Below are 20,777 nucleotides of genomic sequence, written 5' to 3'. Positions count from 1 at the left end.
CGGGTAAGCCGATCCATACAACAAAGCCTAAATTATGACACTATTGTAACTCTGTTTTTAATAGATTAAGAAGATAATGCAAAGGAACTACTTCAACTTGTGAATTAAGGTAATATTTATCCTTTCCCGGGTATACTATATAAGCTTTCTTTGGTTTTAAGTCTTGCAATGCATTATAGAAACCTTTTGATATGGAAGGAGTAAGTGATCTTTTAATCTCAATGGCTGTAAGATTATTTATGCTTGATTCTAGTATTAAATCTACCTCAGCCCCTCCGGCGGTTCTATAAAACCAACTATTCATTTGATTTTTAACTATAGATAAAATATTTTCTATTACAAATCCTTCAAAGCTCCCTCCGAGAATATAATGTCCAAGTAGTTCATCATAATATTTAATATTTAATAATGCATGTAGGATACCGCTATCGCGAATGTATAGTTTGGGGGCTTTGACTAATCGTTTCTTTACATTACTAGACCAAGGCCTTAGCAATCTTATAAGGAATAAATCCTCAAATAGATCGATATATCTCATTATAGTAGGTACTGATATACCAAGGCTTGCCGCTATTTTGCTAGCATTTAATAAGTCGCCTTGGCAATGAGCGAATATAGTCCATGTTCTACGTAAAATTTCTGTAGATATATTATAGCCAAGCTGAGGTATTTCACGTTCTAAATAAGTCATGATAAAAGATTGCCGCCAATTCATACTGCTATTATCTGAAGCACTGAGAAAGCTATCGGGAAAATTGCCTCTAAGCCATAATAAATTATTATCAATATATCCGGCTTTTCTAACTTCTTGAATATTAAAACCATAAAGCTGAGTATAAATTATACGACCTGCTAAAGATTTCGAAGAATGTTTTAATAATTCTTTAGAGGCAGCACCAAGAAGTAAGAATTGTTTAACTTTTTGCCCCTGCTGACGTCTTTCATCAATAACGCTACATAAAACTTGAAAAAGCTGCGGCATTCTTTGAATTTCATCAATAATCACTAAATAGTTAGAATGAGTTTGAAAGTAAAGCTCAGGATCAGATAATTTTGCCAAATCTGAAGGCTTCTCTAAGTCTAAATATAAAGGTGTAGGAGATATTTGTTCTGCTATTTCTTTTGCCAAAGTAGTTTTACCTACTTGTCTTGGGCCTAAAATAGCTACCGCTGAAAACTCATTTAAAAAAGATTTAATATCTTTTGCTAAAAAACGCTCAATCATTATCCATGTAAATTTAATATCCAATGTTAAATTTACATGGATAAAATTAATACGTCAAGATATTAGTTTAAAGCTTAACTGAATTTATAAATAAAAAATAATATATTGCTTTTTTCTAAAATGGTATTTTTATCCTTATTTGACAATATTTTAAAAATGAGGTAAAGAAATAATATTCATCATAAAATATTAATAATTGGCAAAAAAGAAAATAAAAGATAGGGCTCATAAAAAATTTGTATTTACTACTCCAAATCAAGCTTTAGCAAGATTACAAGCAAAAGTGCAAGATTATATGAATACTACAGGAGAAAAAATTTCTCTAGTAGATGAATTAATTAAGTTAAGAAGAGCAGATGGATAGCGTTTTCAGTTTATTTAAAATTTGATAAAATTATTTAAATATAGTATAATATAAAACTTTTTATAATATTAAAAATTTTATGAGTAAGAAGCTTTATATTAAGACCTATGGATGTCAGATGAATGTTTACGACTCCATTAAGATGCAGGATTTGCTTTATCCCTTTGGCTATGAGCCCACGGAAAATATTGAGGATGCGGATGTTATTATTCTAAATACCTGTCATATTAGAGAGAAAGCAGCCGAGAAAACTTATTCTGAACTCGGTCGTATTAAGAAACTACAAGATACGAGAAAAAAACAAGGCTTAAACTTTGCCATAATAGTTGTAGCCGGTTGTGTCGCACAGGCGGAAGGGGAGGAAATTTTTACAAGAACTCCTTATGTTGATATTGTTGTCGGTCCTCAATCTTATTATAATCTACCGGAATTAATCTCTAAAGTCGTCAGACACGAAAAACATTTAATCGATCTTGATTTTGTTGAAGAAGCAAAATTTGATCAGTTGCCGGAGCAATTATATCCGCAGGGAGCAAGTGCCTTTATATCGGTACAAGAGGGGTGCGATAAATTTTGCACTTTCTGCGTAGTACCTTATACTAGAGGTGCTGAATTTTCAAGGAATGTAGAGCAGGTCTATAGAGAAGCATTAAAAGCAGTTAGCAGTGGTGCTAAAGAAATTATGCTGCTTGGACAAAATGTCAATGCATATCACGGTAAGGGCTTAGATGACAAGATATCCAGTCTTGCCGATTTACTCAAACATCTAGCACAAATTCCAAATTTAGAGAGATTACGTTATACTACGTCACACCCGATAGATATGACAGATGATCTAATAAAACTGCATAGCACTGAACCCAAATTAATGCCGTTTTTACATCTTCCGGTGCAATCAGGTTCAAATAAAATATTAAAAGCCATGAACCGCAAACATGATCGGGATTATTATTTTGATATAATTAATCGCTTAAGAGAAGCAAGACCCGATATAGTGTTATCTTCTGATTTTATTGTCGGGTTTCCCGGTGAAACAGATGAAGATTTTGAGGATACTTTAGATTTGGTCCGCCGAGTAAAATATGGTCAGTGCTATTCGTTTAAATATAGTCCTCGTCCTGGCACGCCAGGAGCAACTAGAATGGATCAAGTTCCGGAACACATGAAATCAGAGAGATTAACTATATTGCAAAAAGAACTCATGGCTCAGCAACTAGCTTTTAATGAAAGTTGTATTGGTAGTACTATGAAAGTTCTATTTGATCGCGATGGTAAATTCGACGGTCAAATAATAGGTAAAACTCCATACATGCAGTCTGTATATATCCAAAACCCTAATAAATCTTTACTTGGTAAAATCATTGATGTAAAAATTACTAAGGCTTCACTTAATAGTTTAACCGGCGAAATATTATAAGTCATGTATAAATCTCTTCTTTTTTGTTTAAAAATTTTTGCCGTGCTTATTCTAATAGGTTGTGCGATTGTGGGGTATATAATATATCACTATTCACGTGATTTACCTGATTACTCACAGCTTGCACGTTATTATCCCCCGTCGGTAACGCGTATTTATGCCCATGACGGCAAACTAATGGAGGAGTATGCTTTTGAACGTCGTGTATTTGTACCGATTAATAGCGTACCGAGTTCGCTAATAGAAAGTTTTATTGCAGCTGAGGATAAGAATTTCTATAACCACCCTGGCGTCGATTTGCTTGGAATAGTTAGAGCGGCATTTTTAAATATATCTAATTATTTACATCATAGGCGTATGGAAGGAGCCTCTACCATTACTCAGCAAGTGGTTAAAAATTTTCTGCTAACTAACGAGGTTTCTCTTGAACGTAAGATTAAAGAAGCGATTCTTTCTTATATGGTTTCAAGAGTATTTACTAAGGATCAAATCTTAGAATTATATCTTAATCAAACATTCTTTGGTCGCGGTGCATACGGCGTTGCAGCGGCTGCACAAAATTATTTTAATAAATCCGTAGAGGAACTTACCATTGCAGAATCAGCTTTTATTGCGGCACTGCCTAAAGCCCCTTCCGAACTTAATCCAGAAAGAAACTACGCTAGAGTAAAAGCTCGTCGTGATTATGTAATAGCACGTATGTTTGAAGATGGTTATATAACAAGAGATGCTGCGAAAGAAGCTATGGATAGCCCGATAGTTTTACGTAAACGAGCTAAAGAAGAAACTGTTACGGCTGATTATTATGCCGAGCAGGTTCGAGAAGAAGTAATTAAGATGCTAAATAGCAAAGAGGAATTTTATACCGGAGGTCTTACTATTATTACTTCTTTAGATGCAAAGATGCAGCAATTAGCTGAAAACTCTCTAAGAAAAGGACTTAGGGAGTTTGATAGAAAGCGTGGTTTTAGAAAACCTATTGCTAATATTCCTCTTGATAATTGGCAAGAAGAGCTACAAAAATTACCTACGCCTCAGTCTCTTTTAGAGTATAAATTAGCCGTAGTTCTAGATGTGGCCGACAACCATGCAGAGATTGGACTTATAGACGGCAGCAAATCTAAAATTCCTATTTCTGAAATGAAATGGGCAAGAAGTAACCTTAAATCAGTTAAGGCTTTGCTTAAAAAAGGTGACGTGATAGTAGTTGAGTCTATAAAAGACGGCTATGCTCTTCGTCAGATCCCTGAAGTAAACGGGGCTATTATGGTTATGAACCCAAATACCGGACAGGTACTTGCAAGTGTTGGCGGTTATGATTTTTCCACAAGTAAATTTGATAGAGTAACACAGGCACTTCGTCAACCCGGTTCTTTAAGCAAAACCTTTGTTTATTTAGCAGCTCTTGAAAACGGTGTTAAGCCGAATCAGATTTTTAACGATGGACCTATTGAGATTTCGCAAGGTCCGGGTATGCCTAGTTGGCGTCCTAAAAATTATGAGGGTAAGTTTTTAGGTGAAATCACTATGCGTACCGGGCTTGAAAAATCTCGTAATCTTATAACCGTAAGAGTAGCAACTGCCGTAGGACTTACAAAAATCGTTGATATAATTAAGCGATTTAGTATTAATAATGAACCGAAAAAAGTTTATTCTATGGTACTTGGTTCAATTGAAACCACACTTAGCAGAATGACTAATGCTTATGCAATTATTGCTAACGGCGGTAAAAAAGTTGAGCCTCATTTTGTAGAATTAATTAAAGACCATAACGGTAAAATTATTTATAGGCGAGATGATAGAGAATGTCTTTCTTGTAATGTTTCGGATAGCAATTTAGATACCGCAATATTAGAAATACCGAAAGAAGATATCTATAGAGTTACGGATGAAGCTAGTGATTATCAAATTACTTCGTTTTTAACAGGAGCAATAGATAGAGGAACCGGTTATGCTGCGAAGAAGTTAGGGAAAATTATCGGCGGAAAAACCGGTACTAGTAACGATAGTAAAGATACATGGTTTGTAGGCTTTACACCCAAAATAGTAGTAGGTAGTTATGTTGGCTATGATACACCGAAAGAGCTTGGAAAAAGAGCAACAGGTTCAAACGTAGTATTGCCGATTTTTATTGATTTTATGAGTAACGCTTATAAGGATGAACCGTCGTTGCCTTTCAAAGTCCCTGATTCAATAAAATTATTAGCAGTAGATAGAGCGACCGGTAAAATTACGCCAAACGGTAGCGTGATAGAAGCATTTAAAGTCAATAATTTTCAGATGCTTGAGAATGAAGATATGATTGATAATCACGATAATAATGATATTTTTGATTATGTACCGAGTAAGGAGGATCAGTCTCAAGAAATTTATTAAATATACTCGTTTAATTTGAAAAATTGGCGTCGTTGTTTTATATTTTTTACTCCTCACGTACTCGTATGTACGCTGCGGTCAAAAAATATGAACGCCTTGCTCTTTTCCAAATTAAACTTCGTCTACCTACTTATTTATTTGGAGTTTTAATTATATGAAAAAAATTATTTTATATCTAACTGCCCTAATATCACTTACTATACCTTTTATAATTAAAGCGGATTGTTTTTTAGTTAAAGAAAATGATAAATTTATTAAACGGGAAGGTAATTGCGAGTCTCGTTATGCTCCATGCTCAACATTTAAAATTGCTATAAGTTTAATGGGTTATGATGATGGGTTTTTAATTGATGAAACTCATCCAAAATTACCTTTTAAAGAAGGATATGCTGACTATCTTGAAGTTTGGAAACAATCCCCAAACACCTAAAGATTGGATGAAGAATAGCTGTGTTTGGTATTCTCAGGTTATTACCAAAGAATTAGGTATTGAAAAATTCCGTGATTATGTAATAAAATTTGATTATGGTAATCATGATATTTCAGGAGATAAAGGCAAGAATAACGGTTTAACTAATGCATGGCTTTCTAGTTCTTTAGAAATTTCACCGGAAGAACAATTAACTTTTCTTCAAAAATTAGCAGAGAATAAATTGCCGGTAAGTGTTAAAGCCCAAGAAATGACTAAAAATATTTTGTTTATTGAAGATTTTATAGATGGTTGGAAGCTTTACGGTAAAACAGGCAGCGGTAATAAACTTAGCCAAGATAGAACCATAAAGTTAAAAGATAAACAAATTGGGTGGTTTGTAGGTTGGTTACAAAAAAATGACAGAACAGTTTTCTTTATACATTTTATTGAAGATAATAAAACTTATGATTCTTATGCAGGACGACGCTCTAAAGAAGCAGCAAAAGAAAAGCTAAAGGAATTAATAAAAAAATGAAATTTTTATGTCATTGCGAGGAAATTACAAAGTAATTGACGAAGCAATCTCAGGATACTTGACAAGATTGCCACGTCGCTTCGCTCCTCGCAACAATGCATCCTCGCAATGACGATATCTACTCTTTCTAGGTAATGCTGGATTATAAATTTTGTTATCTCTTGAAGTATTTAAAGAAATATTATAAAGTCAAAAAGTTCATAAATTTTGAGGATGTTATGCAAGTAGTAAAAGCTTTAGAGCAAATTTTAGCAGATAGCTATGCTTTATATTTTAAAACACAGAATTATCATTGGAATGTAGAAGGAGCAGAGTTTAGAAGTCTACATTTATTATTTGAGGGGCAGTATGAAGATTTAGCTGAAAGCTTAGATGAACTTGCCGAAAGAATAAGAAGTTTAAGTGCTAAAGTCCCCGCATTATCAGATTTAATAAAACTTGCATCTATAGATGAGGCAAATCCGAACGCAACAGCAAATGAAATGCTTCAAAGTCTAACAAAAGATCAAGATATTATTAGAGATACATTATATAAGGGACTCAAAGCAGCACAAGCAGAGAGCGACGAGGGTACAGCCGATATGATTATTGGACGGATTAAAGTGCATGAAAAGAATAGATGGATGCTAAAAAGCAGTATACTCGTTTAATTTGAAAAATTGGCGTTGTTGTTTTATATTTTTTGATCCTCACGTACTAGTATGTACGCTGCGGTCAAAAAATATAAAACGCCTTGCTCTTTTCCAAATTAAACTTCGTCTACTAAATGCTATATAAATGTCATTCCCGTGAAGGCGGGAATCCAGCGTAAAGCGAGATATATCGAGCTTTTAATTTTAAGAACTTAAATTACTGGATCCCGTGGCTTGTCCACGGGATGACATCGAATAACAAAACTAACAAAATAAAAATAAAATGGAACAATACGATGTAGCCGTTATAGGCGGTGGTCCAGGTGGATATGTTGCAGCAATTAGAGCAGCACAATTAAAGAAAAAAGTTGTATTAATAGAAAAAGAACATTTAGGAGGGATGTGCCTTAATTGGGGATGTATACCGACTAAATCCCTGCTTAAATCTGCTGAGGTTTTTGAATATATAAAACATGCTAAAGATTATGGAATTGATGCCGGTGTTGCAGAAGTTAATATTAAGAAAATAGTTGAGCGTTCAAGAGAGATTTCAAATAAGCTTGCAGGCGGTGTTAAGTTACTATTGAAAAAAAACAAAGTGACCGTGATAGACGGGATAGCAAAACTTGAAGCAAATAAGGTAATAAGTATAAATGATAAACCTACAGTAAAAGCAGATAATATTATTATAGCTACCGGAGCAAGATCTAGGATTTTAAAAGGCTTTGAGCCTGACGGTAAACAAATTTGGACTTCTAAAGAAGCTATGATACCGCAGCATGTGCCGAAATCTATGATTATCGTAGGTTCAGGTGCAATAGGTATAGAATTCGCTTCGTTTTATAATAGTATCGGTGTGGATGTTACCGTAATCGAAGCTCATACTAGAATATTGTCTGCCGAAGATACGGAAATTGCCGGAATCGCTCATAAGAATTTTGAGAAGAAGGGAATAAAAATTATTACAAATGCTAAATTAATTAAGCAAACAAAATCAAAAGATACGATAGAAGTTGAGCTAGAGTTATCCGGTAAAACACAAAAATTACAAGCTGAAATCTTGCTTATGGCAGTAGGTATTACGGCGAATACCAAAAATTTAGGACTCGAGAAAACAAAAATTAAAGTAGAAAACGGCTATATCACTACTAACGGATTAATGCAAACTGCGGAATCAGGAATTTATGCTATAGGCGATGTAGCAGGAGTGCCTTGTTTAGCTCATAAAGCAAGCCATGAAGGTATTATTGCAGCGGAAAACATCGCGGGCTTAAAACCGCATGCTATTAATAAACATAATATTCCCGGCTGCACTTATTCTTCGCCGCAAATAGCAAGTGTAGGTTTGACTGAAGAAGCAGCAAAAGCCTTAGGTTATGAGCTTAAAATAGGCAGATTCCCTTTTATAGCTAATGGCAAAGCTTTAGTAAGCGGTGATAGTGATGGCTTAATTAAAACTATATTTAATGCTAAGACGGGTGAATTGCTCGGAGCTCATATGATAGGCTCAGAAGTAACTGAATTAATACAAGGATATGCGGTTTCAAAAAATTTAGAAGGAACGGAGTTGGATTTAATTAACACTATCTTCCCGCATCCGACTTTATCGGAAATGATGCATGAATCAGTACTCACCGCTTATGATAGAGCAATACATATTTAAATATAATTAAAAAAATGAACAAAGGTAATTTAATCGAGAATTATGCAGTAGCGTTATTTAATAACGCTATGATTGATAATATACAAGATAAGATCTTTGAAGAAATTACCTCTATAAATCGTATAATTACCGATAATTTTGATATTAGAGAGTTCTTATTTTCTCCTATAGTGAATAAGAACGACAAAATGAACGCAGTCAATTCGTTAGCAAAAAATATCAAAATTAGTACAATAGTACAAAATTTTTTATTGTTATTGGTAAAAAATTCTCGTACTGCTATTTTATCTAATATAGTAGATGCTTATAATACTTTACTATATGAAAGTAAAAATATAAAGATAGTTCAGGTTATTTCTGCAAATAAGTTACAACCTAAAGAGCAGGAGTGGATTAAATCTCGTGTAGAAAAAGAATTAAATCAAAAAACAGAAATATTATTTGATATAGATAGTACTATTATTGGCGGTATTGTAATTAAATATGATAGTATGTTGCAAGATTACTCGATAAAAGGTAGTTTAGATAAAATAACGAAAGCTTTAAAAAAATTAGGGTTGCTGTATAGATATTTATATCGTCATTGCGAGGAAAGGCGAAGCCTTGACGTGGAAATCTCATGAAGCAGTACTAAATTCCTGAGATTGCTGCACTCGCTTTGCTCGTTCACAATGACAAGAAAATTAGGAGACGTAAACCACATGAAACTAAAGCCTATTGAAGTAGCTGAAATATTACAAAAGGAAATAGCTAATATTAATTGCTTAAGTGAGCTTGAGGAAGTAGGGCAAGTAATAACCGTCTGTGACGGTATAGCCAAAATTTACGGTCTTGCTAATGTAAAATCCGGTGAAGTGATAGAATTTAAATCCGGTGTTAAGGGTCTTGTTTTAAATTTGGAAAATGATAGCGTCGGTGCTGTAATTATGGGGGATGATAACCAAGTACAGCAAGGCGATAATGTCAAAAGAACTAAAGAAGTTTTAGAAGTACCGGTAGGAAAAGCTTTGCTTGGTCGCGTTGTTGATGCTCTAGGTAATCCTATTGACGGCAAAGGCGATATTACAAGTAAAGAGTATAGACATATCGAGATGAAGGCTCCGGGAATAATAGAAAGAACAAGTGTTAGCGAACCCGTGCAAACCGGAATAAAGGCTATAGATTCGTTAATCCCAATAGGTAGAGGGCAAAGAGAGTTAATAATCGGTGATAGGCAAACCGGAAAAACAGCTATAGCCGTCGATACTATTATCAATCAAAAACAAGCCCACTCACTTACTAATGAAAGTGATAAAATTTATTGTATTTATGTAGCTATAGGGCAGAAAAGATCAAGTGTTGCACAGATAGTAAAAAAACTAGAAGATGCCGGAGCCATGGACTATACAATCGTTGTTTCGGCTACTGCTTCGGAAGCTGCGGCTCTTCAATTCATTGCCCCTTATTCTGCCTGTAGCATGGGCGAATATTTTCGTGATAACGGCATGCACGCACTTATTATTTATGATGATTTAAGTAAGCATGCTGTCGCATATAGACAAATCTCATTATTACTTAGAAGATCTCCCGGGCGAGAAGCATATCCTGGTGACGTGTTCTACCTGCATTCAAGGTTGCTTGAGCGTGCTGCTAAAATGTCAGAGGACAAAGGCAGCGGTTCACTTACTGCTCTTCCTATAATCGAGACGCAAGCAGGTGACATATCCGCATATATCCCAACAAATGTTATTTCAATTACCGACGGTCAAATTTTCTTAGAAAGCGAGCTATTTTATAAAGGCGTAAGACCTGCCGTTAATGTCGGTATTTCGGTAAGCCGAGTTGGTTCTGCAGCACAAATAAAGGCTATGAAGCAGGTAGCAGGTTCGGTAAAGCTAGAACTTGCTCAATTTAGAGAGCTTGAGTCTTTCTCGCAATTTGGATCAGATCTAGACCCTGCCACTAAAGCAAAAATCGATCACGGTAAAAGATTAGTTGAGATATTAAAACAAGCTCAATATCATCCTTTTCCGGTAGAAGAACAAATAGTAAGTATTTATGTCGGAACTAAGAAATATTTAAATGATGTACCGCTTCAGAAAGTAAAAGAATTTGAAGATAAAATGCTTATGGAGATAAGGTTAAATAAAAAAGATATTTTGGAATCAATAAAAAATGAGCAATGTATAACCGAAGAAACCGAGCAGAAACTAAAAGCATTTTTAGAAAATTTTGTTAAGGATTTTGTTAAATCAGATGATGTTGTTTTTGCGTGGATACCAAATCGTCATTGCGAGCGACTAAAAGGAGCGTGGCAATCTCAGGATATTTGATTAGATTGCCGCGTCGCTCCGCTCCTCGCAATGACATAAAAATACTAAATAAGTATGTCAAATTTAAAGCAGTTAAGAACTAGAATTAAAAGCGTTGAATCTACACAAAAGATTACTAGAGCAATGCAACTAGTATCAGCTTCTAAAATGGCAAAAATAAAAAGTCAAATAGCCAATTCAAATTTTTATATTAAGGCTATTAGTAAAATGATGTCTGCTATATTATCAATTGATATGTATGAGTTATCTATAGAAGAGCAGAAATTTTTTAATACCATGCCGAATAAAGCAAATTTATTGATAGTTATGACATCACAGCGTGGTTTATGCGGAACGTTTAATTACAGTATAATTAAGCAAGTTAAGAATGATATTAAAGAGTTAGAAAATAAAGGCGAACAAATAAAACTTATCATTATTGGAAAAAAAGGTTACGAAGCACTAAAAAGGCAATATGTAAATTATATTGATAGTTATTTTGAGTTACCCAAAATTTATGATGAAAATTTGATGCTACAAGTAAAACAAAAAATTATGTCGCTAGTTGCGAATTTAGAAGTTAGTAATTGTGTTATATATTTTAATAAATTTAAAAACGCAATGACTCAAATTATGACTAGACAACAGATTTTACCGGTAGAAAAATATCAAGATGATTCTGCAGTAGAAAATGATCATTTTGAGTATGAGGGGGAGAATCTAATTTCTAATCTAATTAATTTATATGTGAATTCCCAAATAAATTATGCTTTACTACAAAGTAGAGCAAGTGAGGAGGGGGCTAGAATGACCGCTATGGAAAATGCAACAAATAATGCTAATAATTTAATAAGCAAGTTAGTTTTAAAGTTGAATAGATCAAGACAAGCTATTATTACTACGGAGTTGATAGAGATTATAGCCGGCTCAGAAGCGGTTTAGTTACCATCATTGCGAGCAGCCGTAGGCTGCGTGGCAATCTCATCAAATATTCTGAGATTGCGTTGTCGAAACTTTCAGTTTCTTCTCGCAATGACATTTTTTATAAGAACATTATCTTAACAGAAAAAATAATGACACAGAATATCGGGAAAATTACTCAGATTATTTCAGCAGTGGTGGATGTAAAATTTACGAATAACGGTGAGTTACCGGAAATTTTAAATGCTCTAGAGTGCTATAACGATAAACAAAGGATAGTGCTGGAAGTAGCACAACATATAGGTGATGATACGGTGCGTTGTATTGCTATGGATTCTACGGAAGGGTTAGTGCGGGGCATAGAAGTAATAGATACAGGTAGTCCTATTCGTATTCCTGTAGGTACTGAGACGCTTGGGCGTATTATGAATGTTATAGGTGAGCCAATTGACGGTAAAGGAGACATTAAAAGCTCAAATATTTCTTCTATATATAAGCCTGCTCCTGATTTTACCAATCAGTCAACTGAGCGTAATATATTAGTAACCGGTATTAAAGTTGTTGATTTACTTGCTCCTTATACTAAAGGCGGTAAGATAGGATTATTCGGCGGTGCAGGAGTCGGTAAAACCGTGTTAATTATGGAGCTTATTAATAACGTAGCTAAAGCACACGGTGGTTATACCGTATTTGCAGGAGTCGGCGAGAGAACTAGAGAGGGTAATGATCTTTACCATGAAATGATTGACTCAGGTGTGATTGATCTTGAGAAACCGGAAAATTCAAAAGTGGCTCTTGTTTATGGACAAATGAACGAGTCGCCTGGAGCAAGGGCAAGAGTTGCGTTAAGTGGTCTGACCATTGCAGAGAGTTTTAGAGATATGAATGAGGGGCAAGATGTTTTATTTTTTGTAGATAATATTTTCCGTTTTACTCAAGCAGGTTCTGAAGTATCAGCGTTACTCGGTAGGATTCCGTCAGCGGTAGGGTATCAGCCTACTCTTGCAACCGATATGGGCGAACTACAAGAGCGTATCACCTCTACTAAGCATGGCTCAATAACTTCCGTACAGGCTATATATGTACCAGCGGATGATTTAACTGATCCTGCTCCTGCTACTTCTTTCATACATTTAGATGCTACAACAGTACTTAGCCGTCAGATAGCCGAGCTTGGGATTTATCCGGCAGTTGACCCGTTGGATAGTAATTCTCAGGTACTTGATCCGATGATTGTCGGTGAAGAACATTATAGCATAGCAAGACAAGTGCAGCAGGTTTTACAAACTTATAAATCATTGCAGGATATCATCGCTATTTTAGGTATGGATGAGCTATCCGAAGAAGATAAACTAACCGTGGCACGTGCTAGAAAAATACAGCGTTTCTTATCGCAGCCTTTCCATGTTGCCGAAGTATTTACAGGTAGCAAAGGCAAATTTGTTAATCTAGCCGATACTATAGCAGGTTTTAAAGGACTTGTAGAGGGTAAATACGATGATTTACCGGAAGCTGCTTTTTATATGGTCGGAACTATAGAAGAGGCTATTGAGAAGGCAAAGATGTTGAAATGATAAACGTGACCACAATCGTCATTGCGAGCAGCAGCCGTAGGCTGCGTGACAATCTCATGGAATAATAACAAACTCCTGAGATTGCTTCGTCAATTGCTATGCAATTTCCTCGCAATGACGAAAAATATAATGAACCCATGAACGAAACAATTCTAGTCAAAATAATTACGCCTTTAAGTATTGCATTTGAAAAGCAAGCTAAAATGGTAACAATGCCGGGTGAGGAAGGTATGTTTGGGGTGCTGCCAAGTCATGCTCCGATGATTGTTAGTTTGAAAGCCGGTTTAGTGCAGGTTTATATAGATGATATGCATAAATCTGAAAACACTTATCTTATTTCCAGCGGTGTAACCGAAGTAACGGCAAATTATATTAATATAGCTACGGAAACGGCTATTAACGCTACGAATTTAAGTGAAGCGGAAATAGCAACTAAGCTTCTCGATCTTCAAAAACCTTTATCAGATCAACATTAATTTGTTTTAAAAATCTACGTTTTGGGATAAGGTTATTTTAATGTCATTGCGAGGAGCGAAGCGACGCGGCAATCTAGTTAAACATCTTGAGATTGCCATGCTCCTTTTAGTCGCTCGCAATGACGATGTTCATTCCACACAATTAAGTGAGAAACAAATGTCAAAAGTGCATAATTCAGAATATATAAAAGAGTTATCAGTCGATAATATTTCATACAAAATTTACGATATAAATAAAGCGGCAAGCGATATCGATCTTCCCTTAAAAAAACTTCCATATAGTTTAAGAGTGTTATTTGAGAATGTATTACGTTCTAATGGTTCAAAGCAAAACTTACTTGCATTTAAAGAATGGCTAAAAACTAAAAAATCTGATGCGGAAATAGATTTTATGCCGGCAAGAGTTTTGATGCAGGATTTTACCGGTGTGCCTGCTATTGTAGATTTGGCTGCTATGCGTGATGCGATGAAGAAAATAGGAGGCGATCCGTTAAAAATTAATCCGCTTATTCCTGTTGATCTTGTAATAGATCATTCAGTAAGCGTTGATTCTTATGCAGCTAAGGATTCATTTGAAAAAAACGTACAAATGGAAATGAGACGCAATATTGAGCGTTATGCATTTCTTAAATGGGGACAGCAAGCGTTTAATAATTTCAAAGTAGTACCGCCGGGTACGGGTATTTGCCATCAGGTAAATTTAGAATATTTAGCAAAAGTTATGTGGCATAAAGACGGCACCCTTTATCCTGATAGTTTAGTTGGAACGGATAGCCATACAACTATGGTAAACGGGTTATCGGTACTTGGTTGGGGAGTCGGCGGAATAGAGGCGGAAGCTGCAATACTTGGACAGCCGCTTACTATGATTCTACCGGAAGTAATCGGTGTAAAGCTAACTGGGAAGTTAGCAGTGGTCGCCACGGCGACCGATCTAGTTCTAACTATTACCGAAATGCTACGGAAAAAGAAAGTAGTAGGTAAGTTTGTTGAGTTTTTCGGTGAAGGGCTTAAAAAGCTAACGATTGCCGATCGTGCTACCATTTCTAATATGTCGCCTGAATACGGTGCTACTTGCGGCTTTTTCCCGATTGATCAAGAAACTATAAAATATCTAGAGCTAACAGGTAGAGAAAAAACGCAAATCAAATTAGTAGAGAAATACGCAACCGAGCAGAATCTTTGGTATGATTTTGAGCATGAGGCAGAATATACCGAGGTTTTAGAGCTAGATTTATCTACGGTACATAGTTCACTTGCCGGTCCAAAACATCCGCAAGATCGAGTAAACTTAAACGAGGTAGCAAGTAATTTTAAACATGAATTACCAAATTTTGCTTTAGAAAATAAAGACATTGATAAAAAATATGCCGTAGCAAACCAGAATTACGAAATCGGTAACGGCCATGTGGTAATTGCAGCGATTACTAGCTGTACTAATACTTCAAATCCTAGCGTTATGATTGGAGCCGCACTTCTTGCTAAAAAAGCATTAGAACACGGATTAAAGGTAAAGCCTTGGGTTAAAACTTCTCTTGCTCCTGGTTCAAAAGTCGTAACGGAATATTTGAAGCTTAGCGGTCTTGATAAATATTTAGATGAATTAGGGTTTAATCTAGTAGGTTACGGCTGCACTACTTGCATCGGTAATTCCGGACCTCTAAATCCGGAAATAGAGGAAACTATTAACAAAAACGGGCTAGTTGTTGCTTCCGTTTTATCAGGTAATAGGAATTTTGAAGGGCGAATTAATCCGCTTACTAAAGCAAGTTATCTCGGTTCGCCTATTTTAGTCGTAGCATATGCACTTAGCGGCACTCTTAATATAGATCTAACAAATACGCCCATAGGAGAAAATATTTATTTAAAAGATATTTGGCCAAGCAAAGAAGAGATAGATGAAGTTATTGCAAATTCAATTAATTCCTCTATGTTTATAGAAAAATATTCTGATATATTTAGCGGAACGAAAGAGTGGAAAGATTTACAGGTTACTACTAGCTCTAATTATAATTGGGATAAGAATAGTACCTATATTAATAATCCGCCTTATTTTGAGGATATAGGCAGCGAGAATAGTATAAAAGACATAAAATCTGCAAGAATTCTAGCAATTTTCGGTGATTCTATTACTACCGATCATATTTCGCCGGCAGGCAGTATTAGTAAAACCAGCCCTGCTGCTAAATATTTAACAGACCATCATATAGAGCCTTTTGATTTCAATTCTTACGGATCACGTAGAGGAAATCATGAAGTGATGATGCGTGGCACATTTGCTAATATTCGTATAAAAAACGAAATGTGTAAAGGTGTAGAAGGTGGTTTTACTGTAAACCAGTTAAACGGCATACAGCAAACTATTTACGATGCAGCTATGGACTACAAAGCTCATGATGTACCGGTAGTGATTTTTGCAGGTAAAGAATATGGTAGCGGCTCATCTAGAGACTGGGCGGCAAAAGGGCCTGAGTTGCTTGGTGTAAAAGCAGTGATTGCCGAGAGCTTTGAACGAATACATCGCTCAAATTTAGTAGGTATGGGTATTTTACCGCTAACTTTTACCAGCAATAATACAAGGTTAGATTTAAAGTTAGACGGTTCAGAAACTATTGACATTATAGGCTTAAGCGAGAATATAAGACCTTATAATCCTGTTAAATGCGTGATAAAAAAACAAACCGGTGAAATAAGGACAATCGATTTAATATTGCAAATATTTACGGATAATGAGATAAATTATATAAAGCACGGCAGTATTATGCATTTTGTGGTGGAGAGTTTGAAGGGGTGAAGAAGTACATTGAGTGTCATCCCGTGACTTGACCACGGGATCTTGTATCGCAGACTGTATCCTGAGATACCGCGATCAAGTCACAGTATGACAAAGTAGATTCCTGCGATCAACGGAATGACATCGAAAAGCCTCATTCCTATAAAAATAACAAAGGAAAGACATATGGACAAGCATCTTAAAGAATATACCGAGAGCGGTAAGAAAAATTTAATAGTGGTATATATATTATATCTATGCGGGATAGTAGCACCGATATTACCGTTAATCGGAGTATTTTTTGCATATCTTAATAAAGATAAAGGTGATAATTTTGCTATCAGCCATTATGTATTTCTATTTCGTACTTTTTGTCTTGGAGTTCTTGGGTGGATTGTATGTTTCATATTTACGTTTATCATTATTGGAGTAGTATTATACTTTGCACTCGCTGTTTGGTATATACTTCGTGTTGCTATCGGTTTTAAGTATATGATAAAAGATCAAGCTTATCTGAACCCTATGACTTATTGGATTAAATAAGAATGATAAAACTTACTATAGACGGTTCTGAAATAGAAGTATCAGAAGGTAGCACCGTTTATCAAGCCTGCACACAAGTAGGCAAAGAAATCCCTCATTTTTGTTATCATGAGCGTCTAAAAATCGCCGGTAATTGCCGTATGTGCTTGGTTGAAATGGAAAAATCACTAAAACCTATAGCTTCTTGTGCTATGCCGGTAAGTAACGGTATGGTTATTCATACCGATACGCCTATGGTAAAAAAAGCACGTGAAGGGGTGATGGAGTTTTTACTTATTAACCATCCTCTAGATTGCCCTATTTGTGATCAAGGCGGTGAGTGTGATTTGCAGGATCAGGCTTTTAGATACGGCAAAGGTACTAATAGATTTCATGAAAATAAGAGATCTATTAAAGATAAATATATGGGACCGCTGATTAAAACAGCGATGACGAGATGCATACAATGCACTAGATGCATTAGATTTGCGAGTGACATAGCAGGAATAGAAGAAATGGGGGCTATTCATCGAGGCGAACATATGGAAATTACTTCCTATTTAGAGCAAACTTTAGACTCTGAAATTTCCGGTAATATGATCGATATTTGTCCAGTCGGTGCTTTAAACTCTAAGCCATATGCCTTTAAAGCCCGTAAATGGGAGCTAAGGCACACAAATTCTATAGGTATGCATGATGCCGAAGGCTCCAATATTCGTATAGATAGTAGAGGCGATGAGGTAATGAGAATATTACCTCGTGTTAATGAAGAAATAAATGAGGCGTGGCTTTCTGATAAAAACCGTTTTAGTTATGATGGTTTGAAATATCAGCGTTTAGATCGCCCTTATATCAGAAAAAACGGTAAATTAGTAGAAGCTAGCTGGAGCGAAGCTTTAAAGACGATAGCGGATAAAATTAAATCCGTAAAACCGGAGAAAATTGCTGCTATTGCCGGCTCTCTTACGTCTGTTGAAGCAATGTTTATACTGAAAACATTACTGCAAAAGCTTGACTCTAATAATTATAGTGTTAATCAGTTTAATTATAAAATAGATACAAGCGAGCGAGAAAACTATTTATTTAATACAACTATTGCCGGCATAGAAAAGGCTGATTTATGTTTACTAATCGGAGCAAATCCAAGGCAGATAGCTCCGGTATTAAATAGCCGAATAGGGCAAAGAGTGCGTACAGGTTTATTAAAAGTAGCAAGAATAGGTGAAGGACATAATCAAACTTATAGAATTCAGGATTTAGGAAGTGATATTAAGATTATTGAGGAGCTAGCCATTGGTACTCATGAGTTTACGAAAGTCTTAAAAGCAGCAAAATATCCGATGATTATAGTGGGTGACGGCGTATATGCAAGAGATGACGGATATGCTATATTGTCGCTTATTCATAAAATAGTAGCTGAATATAATATTATGCATGATGATTGGAAAGGCTTTAATATATTGCATAATCACGCTTCTATAGTTGGCGGTCTTGACATCGGTTTTAATAATCCTATTAAGCTTGAAGAGCTGGAGCTCGCTTATCTGCTTGGAGCTGATGAAGTCCCGTTTGATAAGCTGAAATCAGCTTTTATAATATATCAAGGACATCACGGAGATGCAGGGGCTAGCAGTGCTGACGTAATTTTACCTGCGGCTGCTTATACCGAGCAGAGCGGAATTTACGTAAATTTAGAAGGTAGACCGCAAATAGCAGAAAAAGCAGTAGCACCTGTGGGCGTAGCTAAAGCAGATATAGAAATTATTAAAGAGCTTGCCGGTTATCTAAAAATAGATATCGGAATGGATAATTTGCAAGAAGTAAGAGCCAAGCTTGCTAAAGAATATAAGATATTTGCTAGTATTGATAAAATTACAGAGAATAAATTTACTAAATTTAGCTCTAAAGATAAGTTATTAAAAGAGCCTATAACTGCAGAACCTATTAATTATTATATAACAGACGTGATTAGTAAAAATTCAGTAACTATGGCTAAGTGCGTTGAGGCTAAGGAAGCAAGAGGAAATTTTGTCATCCCGCGACTTGATCGCGGGATCTAATAATTAAAAAATAAAAATGAAAGAATACTATGTTTATATACTTTCAAATAAATATGATGGTACTTATATATATAGGTGTTACTTCTGATGTTATAAAACGTGTTTGGCAGCATAAACAAAAAATAATAAAGGGATTTACTACAAAATATAATTTAAATAAATTAATTTATTTTGAACAGTTTAATAATATTAATCTAGCAATTAGTCGTGAGAAACGCTTTAATCGAAGCTAACAACCCTAATTGGCATGATTTATATGAAGATATTATAATTTTGCTTAGATCCCTGCGATCAAGTCGCGGGATGACAATGAAATATGACAGAACTCTTTTTTGAATATATTTTCCCGTTAATTATAATCGCTCTAAAGGTAGTGGCGATCACTATCCCTTTAATATTGTGTGTTGCGTATTTAACATATGCAGAGCGTCGTGTTATTGGATTAATGCAGCTCCGACGAGGACCTAACGTTGTCGGTCCGTTTGGATTACTTCAGCCTATTGCCGATGCGGTTAAGCTCTTATTCAAAGAACCGATAATTCCTACTAATTCCGATAAAATATTATTTATTTTAGCACCGATGATAACTTTTATATTAAGTTTAATCGGCTGGGCAGTTATACCTTTTGCAAAAGGCGTAGTGCTTGCAGACATTAATGTCGGTGTTTTATATATCCTTGCTATATCCTCTTTAAGTGTTTACGGCATTATTATTGCCGGTTGGGCTAGTAACTCAAAATATGCATTCCTTGGTGCTATACGCTCATCTGCTCAAATGATTTCTTATGAAGTATCGATGGGGCTGGTTATTATTACCGTGCTACTTACTACCGGTACTCTCAATTTAAGTGGGATCATTGAAGCACAAAGAACAATGCCGTGGTGGATTGATTTGATGCTACTACCTATGGGCGTCGTGTTTTTTATCTCGGTGCTTGCCGAAACAAATAGATTACCTTTTGATTTACCTGAAGCAGAATCAGAACTAGTTGCCGGCTATAATGTTGAATATTCCTCTATGGGATTTGCTTTATTTTTTCTAGGTGAATATGCTAATATGATATTAGTTAGTGCAATGACTACTACTTTCTTTTTAGGAGGTTATTTACCGCCGTTTAATATATCGTGGTTAGATTGTATTCCAGGGTTCTTTTGGTTTGTATTTAAGGTCGGATTCTTATTATTCTGCTTTTTATGGATTAGAGCAACCTTACCAAGATATCGTTATGATCAATTAATGCGACTTGGCTGGAAAGTATTTTTGCCTCTAACTTTATTTTGGGTGGTGTTAGTGTCAAGCGTACTTATATATACCGATAATTTGCCGAGTATTTAGGTATCACCCTAACTAACTTGATCGGCTTTATTGCATGGATCGGTTTCGCCTCTGTCATCCCCCCCCCCGCGACTTGATCGCGGGATCCAGCTTAAACTACTAATATTATTAGTAGTTTAAATTGTTTTTCTGGATACCGTGGTCAAGCTGTGGTATGACACCGAACGTGTTTTTTAATCCGTGTAACAACATCTTTCCGA

General features: G+C 35.5%; 15 protein-coding genes and 2 pseudogenes. 16 read left to right on the top strand and 1 reads right to left on the bottom strand.

Annotated elements, in window-relative coordinates:
* Window positions 1-40: 40 nt before the first annotated feature.
* Window positions 41-1,225, bottom strand: a complete 1,185-nt coding sequence (locus tag RAS_RS07220) for an ATP-binding protein (RefSeq protein ID WP_147143587.1) — start codon at window positions 1,223-1,225, stop codon at window positions 41-43.
* A 196-nt stretch (window positions 1,226-1,421) separates the two neighbouring features.
* On the opposite strand from RAS_RS07220, the gene RAS_RS08835 reads away from it, so the two are divergent.
* The 16 genes and pseudogenes from RAS_RS08835 (at window position 1,422) to nuoH (ending at window position 20,577) form a co-directional block, all read left to right on the top strand.
* A complete protein-coding gene (locus RAS_RS08835; RefSeq protein WP_172616158.1) occupies window positions 1,422-1,589 on the top strand; it encodes a hypothetical protein in 168 nt (55 codons plus the stop codon).
* Window positions 1,590-1,668: 79 nt separating this feature from the next.
* On the top strand, window positions 1,669-3,006 hold the full coding sequence (gene miaB, locus RAS_RS07215; protein ID WP_147143584.1) for a tRNA (N6-isopentenyl adenosine(37)-C2)-methylthiotransferase MiaB: 1,338 nt from the start codon (window positions 1,669-1,671) through the stop codon (window positions 3,004-3,006).
* 3 nt (window positions 3,007-3,009) lie between these two features.
* Window positions 3,010-5,382 carry a penicillin-binding protein 1A gene (locus tag RAS_RS07210; RefSeq protein WP_147143581.1) on the top strand — a complete coding sequence of 791 codons (2,373 nt, stop codon included), beginning with the start codon at window positions 3,010-3,012 and terminating at the stop codon, window positions 5,380-5,382.
* A gap of 154 nt (window positions 5,383-5,536) precedes the next feature.
* Window positions 5,537-6,329, top strand: a pseudogene (gene blaOXA / locus RAS_RS07205) (class D beta-lactamase).
* A gap of 218 nt (window positions 6,330-6,547) precedes the next feature.
* The gene (locus tag RAS_RS07200; protein WP_147143578.1) at window positions 6,548-6,979 is read left to right on the top strand and encodes a Dps family protein; all 432 of its coding nucleotides are present in this window, start codon (window positions 6,548-6,550) and stop codon (window positions 6,977-6,979) included.
* 265 nt (window positions 6,980-7,244) lie between these two features.
* Entirely contained in the window at window positions 7,245-8,624 is a 1,380-nt protein-coding gene (lpdA, locus tag RAS_RS07195; RefSeq protein WP_147143575.1) for a dihydrolipoyl dehydrogenase, read from the top strand.
* A 14-nt stretch (window positions 8,625-8,638) separates the two neighbouring features.
* Complete coding sequence (atpH, locus tag RAS_RS07190) at window positions 8,639-9,247, top strand: ATP synthase F1 subunit delta (RefSeq protein WP_147143573.1); 609 nt, start codon at window positions 8,639-8,641, stop codon at window positions 9,245-9,247.
* A gap of 78 nt (window positions 9,248-9,325) precedes the next feature.
* A pseudogene (atpA, locus tag RAS_RS07185) lies at window positions 9,326-10,855 on the top strand (F0F1 ATP synthase subunit alpha); the annotation flags it as partial.
* A 135-nt stretch (window positions 10,856-10,990) separates the two neighbouring features.
* Window positions 10,991-11,857: an ATP synthase F1 subunit gamma gene (gene atpG, locus RAS_RS07180; protein ID WP_147143571.1), complete on the top strand. Its 867-nt coding sequence runs from the start codon at window positions 10,991-10,993 to the stop codon at window positions 11,855-11,857.
* Window positions 11,858-11,988: 131 nt separating this feature from the next.
* On the top strand, window positions 11,989-13,410 hold the full coding sequence (gene atpD, locus RAS_RS07175; protein ID WP_147143569.1) for a F0F1 ATP synthase subunit beta: 1,422 nt from the start codon (window positions 11,989-11,991) through the stop codon (window positions 13,408-13,410).
* A 137-nt stretch (window positions 13,411-13,547) separates the two neighbouring features.
* Window positions 13,548-13,886 (top strand): F0F1 ATP synthase subunit epsilon, encoded by a 339-nt coding sequence (locus tag RAS_RS07170; protein ID WP_147143567.1) that lies wholly within the window; start codon window positions 13,548-13,550, stop codon window positions 13,884-13,886.
* A 157-nt stretch (window positions 13,887-14,043) separates the two neighbouring features.
* Window positions 14,044-16,680 carry an aconitate hydratase AcnA gene (acnA, locus tag RAS_RS07165; protein ID WP_147143565.1) on the top strand — a complete coding sequence of 879 codons (2,637 nt, stop codon included), beginning with the start codon at window positions 14,044-14,046 and terminating at the stop codon, window positions 16,678-16,680.
* 165 nt (window positions 16,681-16,845) lie between these two features.
* Entirely contained in the window at window positions 16,846-17,202 is a 357-nt protein-coding gene (locus RAS_RS07160) for a DUF4870 family protein (RefSeq protein WP_010421113.1), read from the top strand.
* Window positions 17,203-17,204: 2 nt separating this feature from the next.
* Complete coding sequence (gene nuoG / locus RAS_RS07155) at window positions 17,205-19,241, top strand: NADH-quinone oxidoreductase subunit NuoG (RefSeq protein WP_147143564.1); 2,037 nt, start codon at window positions 17,205-17,207, stop codon at window positions 19,239-19,241.
* A gap of 53 nt (window positions 19,242-19,294) precedes the next feature.
* Window positions 19,295-19,474 (top strand): GIY-YIG nuclease family protein, encoded by a 180-nt coding sequence (locus RAS_RS10205; protein ID WP_232049220.1) that lies wholly within the window; start codon window positions 19,295-19,297, stop codon window positions 19,472-19,474.
* An 83-nt stretch (window positions 19,475-19,557) separates the two neighbouring features.
* Window positions 19,558-20,577 (top strand): NADH-quinone oxidoreductase subunit NuoH, encoded by a 1,020-nt coding sequence (nuoH, locus tag RAS_RS07145; protein WP_147143563.1) that lies wholly within the window; start codon window positions 19,558-19,560, stop codon window positions 20,575-20,577.
* Window positions 20,578-20,777: the final 200 nt, after the last annotated feature.

Source organism: Rickettsia asiatica (assembly GCF_007989425.1).
GTDB lineage: Bacteria > Pseudomonadota > Alphaproteobacteria > Rickettsiales > Rickettsiaceae > Rickettsia > Rickettsia helvetica.
Note: the sequence above shows the minus strand (reverse complement) of the source record. Positions and strands in the feature narration are given on the sequence as shown.